16 protein-coding genes are annotated in these 13,820 nt (G+C 35.2%); 1 reads left to right on the top strand and 15 read right to left on the bottom strand.

The features are described from left to right. Positions 1–12: 12 nt before the first annotated feature. The 10 genes from MKY15_RS13015 to MKY15_RS12970 all read right to left on the bottom strand — a co-directional run bounded on the left by MKY15_RS13015 (position 13) and on the right by MKY15_RS12970 (position 7,167). Complete coding sequence (locus MKY15_RS13015; RefSeq protein WP_187046953.1) at positions 13–876, bottom strand: type II CAAX endopeptidase family protein; 864 nt, start codon at positions 874–876, stop codon at positions 13–15. A gap of 59 nt (positions 877–935) precedes the next feature. Further along, positions 936–1,469: a hypothetical protein gene (locus tag MKY15_RS13010; RefSeq protein WP_067206568.1), complete on the bottom strand. Its 534-nt coding sequence runs from the start codon at positions 1,467–1,469 to the stop codon at positions 936–938. A gap of 201 nt (positions 1,470–1,670) precedes the next feature. Beyond that, positions 1,671–2,054 (bottom strand): hypothetical protein, encoded by a 384-nt coding sequence (locus MKY15_RS13005; protein ID WP_342537703.1) that lies wholly within the window; start codon positions 2,052–2,054, stop codon positions 1,671–1,673. A 123-nt stretch (positions 2,055–2,177) separates the two neighbouring features. Further along, on the bottom strand, positions 2,178–2,477 hold the full coding sequence (locus MKY15_RS13000; RefSeq protein ID WP_342537702.1) for a hypothetical protein: 300 nt from the start codon (positions 2,475–2,477) through the stop codon (positions 2,178–2,180). A 144-nt stretch (positions 2,478–2,621) separates the two neighbouring features. Beyond that, positions 2,622–3,062 (bottom strand): terpene synthase, encoded by a 441-nt coding sequence (locus MKY15_RS12995; protein WP_342537701.1) that lies wholly within the window; start codon positions 3,060–3,062, stop codon positions 2,622–2,624. 110 nt (positions 3,063–3,172) lie between these two features. Next, a complete protein-coding gene (locus MKY15_RS12990; protein ID WP_067206558.1) occupies positions 3,173–3,742 on the bottom strand; it encodes a hypothetical protein in 570 nt (189 codons plus the stop codon). A gap of 481 nt (positions 3,743–4,223) precedes the next feature. Continuing rightward, positions 4,224–4,793, bottom strand: a complete 570-nt coding sequence (locus tag MKY15_RS12985; protein ID WP_342537700.1) for a hypothetical protein — start codon at positions 4,791–4,793, stop codon at positions 4,224–4,226. 485 nt (positions 4,794–5,278) lie between these two features. After that, entirely contained in the window at positions 5,279–5,569 is a 291-nt protein-coding gene (locus MKY15_RS12980) for a hypothetical protein (protein WP_187046949.1), read from the bottom strand. A gap of 356 nt (positions 5,570–5,925) precedes the next feature. Beyond that, on the bottom strand, positions 5,926–6,363 hold the full coding sequence (locus MKY15_RS12975; protein WP_067206554.1) for a hypothetical protein: 438 nt from the start codon (positions 6,361–6,363) through the stop codon (positions 5,926–5,928). A gap of 615 nt (positions 6,364–6,978) precedes the next feature. Continuing rightward, positions 6,979–7,167, bottom strand: coding sequence for a hypothetical protein (locus MKY15_RS12970; protein WP_067206551.1), 189 nt, complete (start codon positions 7,165–7,167; stop codon positions 6,979–6,981). Between the two features lie 551 nt (positions 7,168–7,718). Between MKY15_RS12970 and MKY15_RS12965 the strand changes: the two genes are divergently transcribed. Then, on the top strand, positions 7,719–8,252 hold the full coding sequence (locus MKY15_RS12965; protein WP_338653314.1) for a hypothetical protein: 534 nt from the start codon (positions 7,719–7,721) through the stop codon (positions 8,250–8,252). A gap of 283 nt (positions 8,253–8,535) precedes the next feature. Here the strand turns inward: MKY15_RS12965 and MKY15_RS12960 are convergent, their stop codons facing one another. From MKY15_RS12960 to MKY15_RS12940, 5 genes are all read right to left on the bottom strand, one after another. After that, the gene (locus MKY15_RS12960) at positions 8,536–9,084 is read right to left on the bottom strand and encodes a GNAT family N-acetyltransferase (protein WP_342537699.1); all 549 of its coding nucleotides are present in this window, start codon (positions 9,082–9,084) and stop codon (positions 8,536–8,538) included. After that, positions 9,081–9,668, bottom strand: a complete 588-nt coding sequence (locus tag MKY15_RS12955; RefSeq protein ID WP_187046946.1) for a uridine kinase — start codon at positions 9,666–9,668, stop codon at positions 9,081–9,083. Before MKY15_RS12955 ends, MKY15_RS12960 begins: the two co-directional genes overlap by 4 nt. Further along, entirely contained in the window at positions 9,665–10,192 is a 528-nt protein-coding gene (gene lepB / locus MKY15_RS12950; protein WP_067206530.1) for a signal peptidase I, read from the bottom strand. Before lepB ends, MKY15_RS12955 begins: the two co-directional genes overlap by 4 nt. 377 nt (positions 10,193–10,569) lie before the next feature. Continuing rightward, positions 10,570–11,007, bottom strand: a complete 438-nt coding sequence (locus MKY15_RS12945; protein ID WP_187046944.1) for a YusW family protein — start codon at positions 11,005–11,007, stop codon at positions 10,570–10,572. 720 nt (positions 11,008–11,727) lie between these two features. Beyond that, positions 11,728–13,728, bottom strand: coding sequence for a methyl-accepting chemotaxis protein (locus tag MKY15_RS12940; RefSeq protein ID WP_187046943.1), 2,001 nt, complete (start codon positions 13,726–13,728; stop codon positions 11,728–11,730). Between the last annotated feature and the right edge of the window lie 92 nt (positions 13,729–13,820).

The raw sequence follows: 13,820 nt of genomic DNA, 5'->3' as shown, positions 1-13,820 counted from the left end.
ATTAAATCCTAATCACAAAGAGCGGTTACGTCTTATTTTTCTTTTATCATTTAATATTAAAACTGATAACACCACGACACTAAGTATTACAATAAACAAAAATGATAAGTATAGCGACATGAAGCCTTCAAACGTCTCATCAAACTCTAAAAGCGCAACACCTGATTCATATATACCTCCCAGAGAAATATATCTAGCTACTTCAAGGTAAACCAAATGGAATATTATATTCATCCATAGTGAACCGGTATATGCTCTATAAAGCTGTAGAGCAATTCCAAAAGCGAAGAGTAATATAAAATAATCTATAGTTATTGCAAATGGCTTATCAAAGAATATTGATTCCATCGCCATCACTGTTATCGGTACACAAATAAAGATTAACGGTTGCAAAATTAACGAAGTAAAAAAGCGGAACTTTTTTTGCAACTCTTCAAATATTAAACCACGTATAAAGACTTCTTCTGGAAATGCTTCGTATATAAATGCTGTTATTGTATTGATTAAAACGGAAATTACAGCACTTGTTGTCAAGTTCATACTGAGATTTTCAATCCCGCCGAATAAATAGGCCGTTAAAATACCTACTCCAAGTAAGATAAAAGGCAATGCAATTCCAATAGCCATCTTAGATGATGAATTTACACCTTTTAGGCCGATACTTTTAAACGATTCGGGACTTTTTCTCTTCAGTATATAGAGTACAATGAGCGTTAATCCAGTAAAAATCCCCCCTTGTAGAAGCATGGCTACTTTTCGTTCAATATCGTGAGTTTCTATTAAATATCGTCCGACATTACCCGATACAAAGAGAAATACCGATACTAGTAGAAAATACAAAAGCAATCGACTAATCCTAAACTTCGATGAATCCAATTGGTTGCTCCTTTATATTAAGACTTAAGGTTATACATGAGTACCTAGTTATGTCCGCATTAATCAAACAATATATTTTCAACGAATTCGGATTCATTCTTATAAATTTTATACATAAAGTACATCAAAATAGTAACAGCAAAAAGTAAAGTTGATTCGTAAATATTGTCTTCAGTGAGTATAGTTGTTTTAAGCGTGAACTCATTTGCTTTGATAGTAGCGATATGAATTTGGTCTATTTTCACTTCTATCTCGCTGCTCCAATTTTCTTCAATACGTATGTCTTGTTCATCAATTTTTCCTACAACACAAAAGTAGAGTAGGCTATTCCCTGGCTTATCTTTCAAAAAATAGGTCTTCTCTTCTGTTTCAATGATATATGTAGCAACAAGTAAGTTTTTGATATTTCGTTTTTTAATCCCTATCTTAATTTCGGATCCTTTGTGAGCAGTAAATGACACTACACTTCTCTTTTCACATCCTGTAATATCTGCTTTTTCAATGGTTCCAACACTCTCTTTCTCCCTGTTTTCCACTTGAATAGCATTTTTTTTTTTCATGTATCTCACATCATTGAATTGATATTTTTTCATTTATATCCCACCTTTCTTAGTGGCTTATTCATGGTTATACATTTTTTATATTCCTCACTCTTATATTTATTACGATTTAAGCAAAATTAAGTTTCAAATACATAGTTATTCTATAATTTGGCCCGTTTGCTTTATATGGTTTCCTTAAGGGCAGCCAGCTCGCCTTAAGGAAATTTATTCAACAATCGCGCCCGATTGTTGTTACTTTGCATTCTTCATACTTTTTATCGTTCTCCCGTATCCAAGTGCTAGCAAGAGCATGGCTGTATATATTATCGTACCGCCCATGGTGAATAGCGCTGATGATTTATAACTAATCAGTGGATAGCCGCTATGCGCATTATAATGCCATTCTGCACCAGCAAACACTGACTGGATAATGAATAACGTAATTCCGAACAATGCTAAAGCCAATACAGCCTTTTTTTGAAAGACCATCTTAGCTAAGTTGTCTTTAAAAACAAATAGAAAGGTTGATTGTCCTTTATGCACTTTTCTACTTTCCTTCTTAGCAGATGGAACTAAAAAGAAAATAAACATTCCGCTGTAAATCAGTGGCAGGATAGTAACTTCAGAAATGCTCATCAAAAAAACTCCTTTACCTTTTGAACGTTTTTGACTCGAAATAAGATTCGTCAATCTGGCCCAATTGCGATATAGACGAAATCGCTTATAAAGCAATCGCACCAGTTAGTGCAATAAGCGACATTAAAATAAATCACCCAGACTTACTACTATTCCAATAAGTGAAAGGGCGAACACTAACAATATCAATAAAGTTATAATAGGGGCTATCTTCTTCAGAAAGCCTTCTTCTTTGTTTTTAAACGCCAAATAGCTAAGTATCAGACTAAGAACACCCGCGATAATGAAAGTGAAAAATAATATTTTTAGAAGTACAACCATCGAGCCTTCAGGCTCTTGTGGTGCAATTGCATAAGAAGTAAAAATAGTTATTGCACAAATAATACTTAATATGGCAGACCACTTGCTATATTTTTTGTTCATTGTGTTCCTCCTACTTTTTCAAATCATACCATTTATTGGATTTCGGCATCATAATTAATATGAAAGTTTGTTGAACTAACCTGCCCCGTTAGTTCAACAAGAAAAAAGAGTTACCTAAGTAACCCATTTTTAACTAAATTGACATTATTCTTGAGATAAATTTAACCAATTTTTTTCATCAATTGATTGGATCTTATACTTTGAACCAACTATATCTAATATTCTTTGATGAGTTTTAATATCCCATGAATCATCCACATGTTCATATAAGTCTTTCTGTATAAATTCTTGAGTAATATAGTTTGTAACAGAACTAATGTCAACTAATTCTCCAAAAAACTGTCTTAACATCATCGAATCTTCTTTTTCTAAAGGTTCATCTGACAAGAAATAAATTTTGAATACATTAACAATTATATTTATATCTTCGTCATCTAAAAAACAAAGTGGCTCTAACTTTTTATCTTCTTCTGTAAATGGTCCTCTAGTATCTTCAATAATGACATAAGCCAACATTTTATTGTCTTTAAAGAAACGAAAAATTTCTAAATCTCGTAATCTTAGTTTTCTATCGATTGAAATCATTTTTTTCACCTATTCAAATATGAATTTATAACCCGCAGTTATATCTGTACATATTCTTAATCTAAACAAATTTTCCTTCTGAAACAAGAAAAAAGAGATGCATATTAAAGTTACTTAATTAGTATTTTAATCTCATTTTTATGTTCTTTTACAAATTCATTCAAAAAGTCATTGGCTTTTTTATTGTATACCTCTAACCCATCTTCGTTGTATGCGTCTGGTTCACCAAACATTTCTTGCGTATAAGCATCTATATAAGCAATTTGTTCACTCCTGATTTCTACGTACTTCTTATAATATTCTTTAGGTTCCATACCTAACTTTTGAGCTTGCATTTCGATAAAATCAATCATAGATTTTCCGAATGGATCTTCTTTATCTCTAAGAGGTAGCAACATCATTGTTTCCTCTTGTAGATCTTTGTTATCGGAAACATCCAAATTCATTCTTTTAGCTTCTTGCAGAATTAATTCGATTTTTACAGTTCCCTCAATACTTTCCAACACCTCTTCATCTGGATACAAAAATCTTAATTCACCTATCGTAATTTCTTTGTCTTTGACAATAGCTGCAATATCATTGTCATTAAAATCTTTTATACTACTTTGAACACTTGAACTGCATCCCATCAGTGAGATAATTAAAGACAAAGAAATTATAAAAAGAGAAATTCTTTTCAAAAAAACACCTCCATAATATAAATCCTACCACCTGTAATACGTTTTATAATGCAAAATGTTTCAAATTTTCTCTCGAACGAACCTGCCCCATTAGCCATACATGAAGCGCAAAATCAGCGCTACACCATAGGGGATGAAAATGTGTACAGTACGGGTATTGGATATTACGGCTGGGAGAGGAAGGTCGATTAACTATGGTGCCATAGAGCCCATCCGTTAGTCTGACTCCAACGACCACGGTGCATCACAGACTGTCGCACTCTATACGAGTAGCACACATGGGAGATTAATCCTACTCTGGTTATTACACCAGCCTGCCTTTATTCTATGAAGAATGGAGTTGGTTTCTGATTAACTTTCAACTTAATATAATCATTTTGAAGGCTCAGCCTTTTTTCAAAAAACTTTTTCTGTGTTTTTTTGTTATGCGGTTTTATAGATTTAGAGCGTTTTTTAATTTTCATGGGAGTTTAACTAGACGTTATGTTAAATAATGAAGCCATTTATGTTCCGGTTCGTGCAATTGTATAGCATACTGAAGCCATTTTTTTCTCTCGTCATCTAAACATTCTAATATCGCCATAAAGTCTTGTTGGTCTTTTTCTCTTGTGTTTTTCACTTTATATAAAAGCACAATTTCTGGATTTAGATAGGGAATGCCTGTATCAGAATAACTCCAAACTGACTTAAGTGGATAGGAAATCGTTAAATCCCTTCTGAATTTCCAATCATAATCCTTTGTTTCATTTAGAAGAACTTCTAATTTGTTTCCATTTGAATTATTCAAAGTATGTATTTCGTGAATAGGTAACTCTAAAAACTCATTTCCCCAAGTATAGAGCTTACCTTTAATAACCTTTTTAAAATCCCAATCTTTAAGGTATTCCTTCAGGTTTAATTGGTCTTTTCGAAATAAGGCAATCTCTATATCTTGATGCTGTCTTGTTTCCCTACCGATAAATAGGTCAATTGCCCAACCTCCTGCAATAAACCACGTTTTGTTAAATCCTGACATTAAAGAAGTAATTCTTTGGCATTGTTCAAATGACATACAAAATCCCTCCAGACTAAACAACTAATATCCTTCTCTATTCTTTTTCTATTTTGAATAACCTCTATACTGAAACCTTGTTTAACTAACCTGCCCCTTTAGCCATACATGTAGCGCAAAATCAGCGCTACACCACAGAGGATGAAAATGTGTACAGTACGGGTATTGGATACTACGGCTAGCGATGAAGGTCGATTAACTATAGTGCCGTGGAGCCCTATCCTTTAGCCTGACTCCAACGACCACGGTGCATAACAGAATGTCGCACCCAATACGGGTAGCACTTATGGAAGATTAATCCTACTCTGGTTACTACACCAGCCTGCCTTTATTCTAGGAATAATGGAGTTGGTTCTTGATTAACTTTCAACTTATATAATCATTTTGTAGGCTCAGCCTTTTTTCAAAAAACTTTTTCTGAGTTTTTTTGTTATGCGGTTTTATAGATTTAGAGCGTTTTTAAATTTTCATGGGAGTTTAATGATTTATACAGGAACGTCCGTTTCCTTCTTCTTGAATATGCCTATTAATAGTATAATTAGTCCTATGATGAAACCAATCGTAAACAGTATAATAATTGTTACTGGTATTGCCCATATATTCCTAATAATTAAGCCATAGGTTAAACCAATCTGAAAAGATAATAATGGTGAGATTACCAACATAAAAGTGATTCCCCAAACAATGTATTTCCTTTTCTTTGACTTACCTTCGCTTAGATGATAAGCAGCAAGTGCTCCTATGAATGCAAATACATACCCTACAAAAAGCACCATTTTATCATCCCCTTCTTTTTTTAAATTTCACAATATCTCTTATCTCACTAAACTGCCAGTTAGTTCAACAAGGAATTCGATCGCTGAACAGCCTTGTATAACCATGCACACGAGGTTAACAAAACGTCAATTCTCGGCAGGTAATTATACTTCATAACCCTATAAACTCTCAGTTTCCCCCTGCGATCCTTCGTTTTTTGTATGCATCCAATTTTATACATCGTTGAGTTAACAGGATTTCCGCTGAACGCCAGGTCCATTTAAATCCATATTTATGTAAATTTAACTAAACAACAAGAAAATAGAATACCTCCCAAAATCCTGTATACTAACAACCATCCCAATGAATTTTTGTTTCATTTTATATTAATATCAAAAACATAAGTTGCTTTTCCTTTGTTCCATTCTACGATAACTTCATAAATATAATATCCCTCTTCCGATGGAAGGATTATTTCATTATCTTTAAGTTCAACAACATCACTTGTTTCATCTTCGTTCCATTGTTTTAGGATGATAGATGAAGGATTTTCTTCAATTTCAATTTTTAATTTACCACCTTTTTCAACTTGTAATGTATTGAATCCAACTGCTAAGTCATTTATATCTGAACTACTAATTTTTCTAAATTTCACGTCAGTATCTAGCCATTCGAACTCACCTATCATCATTATATAATCGTGAGTACCCACAATAACTTTGCCTTCTGCTTGCTTATAAGTATTGTTTGAAGATATTCCATTACAACCAGCTATAATAATAACTGTTAACATTAACAGCATTGTTTTTTTCATTATCATATTCTCCTTTTAATCTCTAAAATTGCATTTTTTTATTTATTTGGAATATGTTCACATATTTATATATTATAGCATGCGTATTGATTAATCAGACTACAAAAATCCAGTGTCACTTTCCAACTAATTTGTCATCTTTTTGGCAGGTGATAAGGCTAAGGTTTATATTGCGTATAACGTCTGCAAACACTTCCCGATAATCTTCCTTTTAGTCAAATAAAAAAGAACAGGTAACTTTCACCCATTCTCTGCTGCAATTTCATCAATTCATCTATCATAAAAAACACTCACCTAAACACATCACCAAATAAAGGGATAACAATAAACATCCCGCTTACTAAACCAAAGATAAAAATTATTGAATAAGTAACGTACTTTTTTCCCTATATTACTCCTTCTCTAAAGGAGTTAGTTCGCTATCTTCGAAGCATTATTGAAGAACGCGCAAGACAACAAGTAATCTGTTCCATAATCTAGACGCTGTACTTTTTTTTTAAAAAAAGAGCTGCGTTTAATTTTCATGAGAGTTCAATAAGAAAAGCTACCCTTACAGGCAGCTACTTGTTCAACTAAAGCTTTCATTAGTTGAAGTATTTATGAGGTTTCCTTAATTTAAAACGGTCCAATTTGTTGATCAATCCGTCCCACTTCTCGTAGAGTATCGTTTACAGCTGAATTCTGATTTAATGACTTTTCCTGTTCATGAAAACTATATTTCCTTTTAGTCAAAAAATCCACAAGATAGACGCCTACAATTAAAGTTACAAAGAACCCCCAGAAAATCCACATTATCCAATGCATTACATTACCTCCCCTTTTTAATATATACGTAGCGTTCGGCTAAAAGTTACATTTACTATAAAATGACAAACCTACCCGTAAGTAAAAATGGCACGTACCCCAACGAATGCAACACCAATCACAAGAACAATAGAACCTATCAATAATTTAGATTTGATGTCATTTTTCCCTATTTCAATTTATACAAAGTATACCATTAATGTGTAATAATGCGATGTGCAAGACTGGCTGGTTTTAAATGCTTGACCGATACAGCAAAATATTGCTTCAGTTGATTTGTATCCAGCAATTCCATCTCACCATCATTAAAATAACCAATTAGTAGCAAAGACTGTAACTGCGGGGGATAAGGACTCCGGGATGTAATTGTTGGTGATAGTATAAGACATATCTCTTTCCCCCTTATCTTCTCTTCGATATTTCTATTTGACTTGGTTAGGTATAACCGAATTGTTTTTTTGGTATATTCGCGTTATTCGGTAGTCTTTGTAAGAGAAGACAATGAGTATGCTATTATTGGGAATAACTAGTATTTTTAAGGGAGTGAAAAAATGAAAAAGATTTATATTGCTTTATTAAGCTTAGCCTCCATCGTTATATTTCTTTTTATAATGAAGTTTTTTGGATGGACTATTGTGGTCAATAGAACTAGTATTGATAAATGGCTTTTATTGATCGCTGTCTTTTCTTTTCCTTCTGCAATTTACATAATTTCAGTTAAAAAAGATGTAAATATACGGGCAGCAGATACATTATCATTTTTTGTAATAATCATTGTAACAACGTGTTGTTTTAGGGCGTTTTTACTACCGACTTATTTTTATGCGTATGTAGAAAGTAATGATATTCTTTCAAAACCATACTTTATCTCTGAAAAGACGAATTCAAAAACACCACTAATTGAAGATGTTTTTTATACCAAGTACACTATATATAAATCCATTACTCCCGTTCTCTTTAAAAAAGAATCAACAGTAGTGGAGGAACGTGGCATAATTCGCTTGAAGGAAAGTATAGTGAAAACGGTTGAAATAGATGGAAAAATCTATATTACAACTGGCAATGGTTTATTGCCTATTAAGTAGCAGAGGACGCAAGTTATAAATCATACTAAGAACAGTAGTGCAGACCAAGGCAATGGTTAGTACTACTGATCTTAGTATGTTTTCTTATTGTGCAATGGATTTAACTACTTACGTTAAGGGAGGTGTTAACTAAGGTGCATGCGGTATACACACTTGAAAAGGTCTATTTCTTGTAAGAGAAATAGACCTTTCTTAATTTAATGATTTTCAATTAAAGCTACTCGTAAGTCTGAATCCATTTTTCAGTGGTCTCAAAATTATATGCAGAGTACTTGGGGTGTCGTTACTGATTTATCTTCCATTCAGTGTGCAAAATTGAAAATATCAACGCATCGTGGGAATGCCCATTTTGGAATAAATAACTTCTTAACTTTCCTTCTGCCAAGAATCCATTCTTCTCTAACAGTCCGATAGATGCACTATTTGCAGGAAATGTGACTGCCCCCATACGGTGCAGCCCAAGTTCATCAAATGAATAATCCAAAACCGCTTGTAATGCTTCAGAGGTAATACCGCTTCTCCAAAAGTCCGGATGTATTTCAAATCCAACTTCCGCTTTTTTCATGCCAAGTGCCAAGTTATTCAATCCAATTGTGCCTACAAACTGGTTCCCGTCTTTTATCGTAATCGCCCAGCGCACTCCTCTTTTTGTTTCATAAGTACTTTTGAAATGCTCAATAATTTTTTCCGCCTGAGCCAACTCGTACATCGGATCCATCCCATAATACTTAACTACTTGTGGATTTGAAAAAATGGTGAATAGTGCAGGCGCATGACCTGATTCCACTTTAGTCAATCGAAGTCGCGGCGTATTTAAAACTGGAAATGTCATACTAGCCCCTCTTTCACTTCATTTTCAACTATATCTGCCAAAGCTAATGGATTGCATTGTTCTATATACTTTTCTTCCGCGGGGAAATACCGTTGATCGTACTTTAAAGCGATTTCTTTCTTATTCCCCATATAGATGTCCCTATCTGTAATCCTTTTTAACCTCGTCTCTTGATCCAACTCTAGATAGACGACTATTTCAAAATACGGTCTCAATTCAGGACGTTGTAGAAAAACCCCTTCAACGATTACTGTTGTTCCCGCGGGGATTTCAATTTCCCGCAGTATATAACTGTCAGTTTCTCTGTTATACACTTCGATTGTCTCATTCACATCCAAACCACTTTTCAATGGTAGCAGTAATTTTTGTATTAAATAATCATACCGCCATTGTAAATGATAATAGCAATACCATTCTTCATAATTCTCGTTATAACGGACTTCCTTTTTGTGTACAAAATCATCAAGGTGCAAGATCACTGAGCCCTCTAACTGTTGCTGCAATTTATAGGCATACATCGTTTTTCCCGATCCGCCAAGACCGTCAATTCCAATGAGCATGGAACATTTAGAGTGATTTTTCATTTTGGTATTCCCATTTCACGAAATGGATAGAACCTGAACTTCACTGAACCAATAACTGATTTTTCATCGATGAAACCGATGATTCTACTATCTGTACTGTTTCTTCGATTATCTCCAAGCACGTATAAATAGCCTTCAGGTACTTCCACTTTAAAGTCTTGTGTTAACTTCTGGCCTTCGAAAATCCCAGCTTTATTCTCTTGCACATAGTCCTCTTCATATTCCACGCCATTTATATAAAGCTTGTCGTTGTTCATGACGACGACATCTCCCGGAAGACCAATTACCCGCTTAATGAAATTGTCCTCTGAATCCGGAGCATGGAAAACAATCATGTCAAAACGATCAATCTTATACACTTTTGAGATGACGATTTTATTATCATTTTCAAAAGTCGGCTGCATCGATTGACCCGATACGACGACTGGTGTAAATAAAAATTGGCGTATGACGATTGCAATGACGAATGCAATTGCTACTGATTGTATCCACGAAATGAGCTCACTTTTGCCGCCTTCTTTCATACAATACCCCCGTCTACTATATAATTCATATTATTTACCATATAACGTTACTATGCGTTTATAGACTACTATGCTCTATATTCTATTCTTTATGATAAATTCCTGCCCAACTTAAAAGATTCTTATTATAACAATCGCGCTTCGTTCACCACAATGTTAGGTAAGTGAAAAAAATGCCTTCGTCAATTCAATAAAACTTAATCATTCATCTCTTTAATTCCGTGTTACTTTTCCACTTATAACGGTCGTAAAATTATTGGATAGGCAAAGTAACTAGTTGTATATGATAAAAACAAAAAGCACTGAACTTTTGAGGTTCGGCGCTTTGAATATTGCGTACTATTTACCCCGAAAACTAGAATTCTCCCGGTAGTTTATTATTTCATATCCGAAAATTCTTGCTCACTTCCATCTGTGAATTCAATTTCCAGATCAAACTCCGCGTAATCTTCTGCACCAAATGCTTTGGACACCTTTTCTATTACTTCTTCTCTCGACATGTCTGTTGTTAAACCTAGCTCTTTAAAAATCGGTTGCAATTCACTATAAGCTTTATCTCCTGATAGCTTAATGTTATTTAATTTGTTCTTGTATTCTGCTTCGGTTTCGGACATATCCAAGTCAAATGAAGCTTCAATTGCATCTCTCTTCTTGACTGTATCTATATCTAAGTCAAATGAACGGAAACCGAACTCGCTCTGAATTTCCTCATTCGTAGGAGCGTTCTTTACTATCTCTTTATCGGTACACGCACCTAATATAAGTGCCGTCGATAATAGTGCTGTAGCGTATAACGAAAGTTTTTTAGTGTTCAAAAGATAATTCCCCTTTTCAATGTATTATCCATGCTTCATAATTCATCTTTTCAAGTAAGTTCACCTATCACGTTGAGACGAATTATCCACTGATTAGTAGGGTACATGAACAAACGGTGTTGAAAGGATAAATAAGAATACATATATAACCTAGCATTCTCAGAAACTGTCTTACAATGTTCGACAGAAAAACTGATACTTATACATAAATATAGCATACCTTATCCTGTCGGTACCATTATGGACCCAAAAATATACATCGTTTGAAATAGAGGTCGCCTGCTATTTAGTGATAGTCATTGAAGGCATCCAAAAAAGTTAAAAATAATAAACCCCTTTCCATAGGGAGATATTCTGCACTACATATTAAGATTAACAAGGTGGTATACCTCACCAGTTTTACGAACGAATTTAGCGAATGAGCAACAAGTGTGAGACGAAGTAGAGGTATGCAGTTCAATCCCTCCTCAGAAATCTACTATCGGGCTTATTGCGTGAGACCATAACCAAGCGACAAAGCGTTGTTGGAAGAATCTTCTATCCGTTAAGCGCCGACTGTATAGTACAAAGATTATAGTAGCAAAACCATTAAGTATTTTACCGATTCCGTTATACCGCATACTAGTAAAGCGGCTCCGTCCAAAGACAGAACCGCAAGATGATTAAGATTAATTTTAACTCTAAACAAAAACCTTCCAATTTCCCGGCAACTAATTGTTATTAAACTTTGAAATGGCTCATGGCGGTGTGCAGATTGTCACTTAACCCCGCCAATGTATCCGCGGCTTGTGCTACCTCACGGATTGCCCGAAGCTGCTCGTCCGTCGATGCACTAATTTCTTCACTTGCCGCAGCTGTTTCTTCAGCTGTCGCCGCCATAGTTTCAATTGTCTCCATAACCGTCTCCTTATGTTCAACGACCTTATTTACTTCGTCATAGACACTGCTGATGGACTGTTCAAGCTTATTCATGAGTTTGGAAATGTCTCCGAACGTCATTTGTGTAGCCAGCACGACTTTTCCTTGTTCCTCAAATGTCTCCCCCGTTTCCCTCATTTGCCTCGAAACTTGGTGGGAGCCATTTTGAAGTTCTTGAACGGTCGCTTTTACTTCATCTGTTGCTCGTGCAGATTGTTCAGCTAGTTTCCTCACTTCATCAGCAACGACCGCAAAGCCTTTACCGTGTTCGCCAGCACGTGCTGCCTCAATGCTCGCATTAAGCGCCAACAAGTTCGTCTGCGTGGAAATTTGAGTTATCGTTTCCATGACAATTCCGATTGCTCCAACTTTCGTTTCCAAATCTCCAACGACATCCGCCATCGATTGCAGATTTGTCTTCCAGCCATCGAACGACAATTGTAGCTGATTGACTTGGCTGACTCCACTTTTGTTGACCTCTTCAGCTTCTATTGCAATGCCTGTCATAATGCTCGCTTTTTCTTGAATCCCTATTAGTTGTTCGCTTAAATAGCCAACTGTTTGCGTCACATCTTCTGTATCATGTGCGGATTTCGTTGCACCTGATGCGATATCATCGATAGCCCCCGCCATCTGCTCACTAACGGCATTCGTCTCTTCTGCGGATGCACTTAAGCTTTCTGCCGCTAAACGAACTTCATCGACAGAAAGGTTAACCAATGTAATAACATCACGAACTTTTGAAGTCATAGCATTAAAATTGTTTGCAAGTTGACCAAATTCATCCTTCGATTTCACATCCGCGTATGCGTTAAGGTTTCCTTCCGTCACCTTATCCATTGCTGTACGAATTTCACCGAGAGGACTAACAATTCTTGATATTAAGAACCAAAGAACAACAATCATTACTATTCCTGCTAATATGAAAGTTATGATGATTAAGTTCCTAGTTTGACTAACTGAACCATCAATTGCATCTTGATTGAACGCGGCACCAACTGTCCAACCGAAATGCGGGACTTCGGTAAAAACGCCGACCATTTCATTCTTATCTTCATTGTATTGTCCGATTCCCTTAGTTTTTTCTTCGTTAAATAATGCCGTTAAATAAGATAAATCCGCCAATTCCTCTTTGTCTGTTAGTAAATGAGGGTGAACGATTGCCCCATCATTTCTATCAAATAAGAATGGGTAGCCTCCAAATCCAAATTCACTTTTGGATACACTATCAGTAATATTTCCCAAACTAATGTCTACCCCAATAACACCAACAAGTGAATTGTTTCGTTTCATCGCTTTAGATGCCGTAATAACATATCCACCTGACGCTGCATCGACATATGGATCCGACCATACAACTTTGTCTGGTTGGTCGCTAGCTGCTGTATACCATACGCGGCTAGTCGGATCAAATCCATCGATAACGAGATGGGGAACAAATTTGGTATATTTGTTTTCGAATCCAAAATACATTAAATCCGTATCCGTCATTTGTCCCATATAATCATTAAAGACCTTTTCGATGCCTCGACTTAATTCGCTATCACTTCCGGTGCCATACTGCGTCTCTATAAATGATGTGACTTCCGGATTTTCGGTAAGCAAATATAGCGTTTTTTCATATTGCAACATACTGTTTTCAATCGATCGACTCATCTCCTGCACGGCAACTTCACTTTGATTTATAAGGACATTTTCCGTTTGCTTTTGCATTTGAAGATTAACGAACAAGTTTACTACCGTAAGGATAATGAAAAATAACGCTATTACACTGACAATAATTTTTGCTTTAATCGATTTCATTTCACTTACCTCCTTCTACTTTGATTCGACATACTTCACTCATTAATTCTGACCTCATTAGACTATATTTTTGATTATAGTCTAATAGTCAC

It is taken from the genome of Sporosarcina sp. FSL K6-1540 (assembly GCF_038620285.1).
GTDB classification, from domain to species: domain Bacteria; phylum Bacillota; class Bacilli; order Bacillales_A; family Planococcaceae; genus Sporosarcina; species Sporosarcina psychrophila.
Note: the sequence above shows the minus strand (reverse complement) of the source record. Positions and strands in the feature narration are given on the sequence as shown.

Coding starts and splice junctions, on each gene's coding strand:
- MKY15_RS13010 (WP_067206568.1), bottom strand. CDS start 1,469: ATGAAAAAATATCAATTCAATGATGTGAGATACATGAAAAAAAAAAAT.
- MKY15_RS13005 (WP_342537703.1), bottom strand. CDS start 2,054: ATGAGCATTTCTGAAGTTACTATCCTGCCACTGATTTACAGCGGAATG.
- MKY15_RS13000 (WP_342537702.1), bottom strand. CDS start 2,477: ATGAACAAAAAATATAGCAAGTGGTCTGCCATATTAAGTATTATTTGT.
- MKY15_RS12995 (WP_342537701.1), bottom strand. CDS start 3,062: ATGATTTCAATCGATAGAAAACTAAGATTACGAGATTTAGAAATTTTT.
- MKY15_RS12985 (WP_342537700.1), bottom strand. CDS start 4,793: ATGTCATTTGAACAATGCCAAAGAATTACTTCTTTAATGTCAGGATTT.
- MKY15_RS12980 (WP_187046949.1), bottom strand. CDS start 5,569: ATGGTGCTTTTTGTAGGGTATGTATTTGCATTCATAGGAGCACTTGCT.
- MKY15_RS12975 (WP_067206554.1), bottom strand. CDS start 6,363: ATGAAAAAAACAATGCTGTTAATGTTAACAGTTATTATTATAGCTGGT.
- MKY15_RS12970 (WP_067206551.1), bottom strand. CDS start 7,167: ATGCATTGGATAATGTGGATTTTCTGGGGGTTCTTTGTAACTTTAATT.
- MKY15_RS12965 (WP_338653314.1), top strand. CDS start 7,719: ATGAAAAAGATTTATATTGCTTTATTAAGCTTAGCCTCCATCGTTATA.
- MKY15_RS12960 (WP_342537699.1), bottom strand. CDS start 9,084: ATGACATTTCCAGTTTTAAATACGCCGCGACTTCGATTGACTAAAGTG.
- MKY15_RS12955 (WP_187046946.1), bottom strand. CDS start 9,668: ATGAAAAATCACTCTAAATGTTCCATGCTCATTGGAATTGACGGTCTT.
- lepB (WP_067206530.1), bottom strand. CDS start 10,192: ATGAAAGAAGGCGGCAAAAGTGAGCTCATTTCGTGGATACAATCAGTA.
- MKY15_RS12940 (WP_187046943.1), bottom strand. CDS start 13,728: ATGAAATCGATTAAAGCAAAAATTATTGTCAGTGTAATAGCGTTATTT.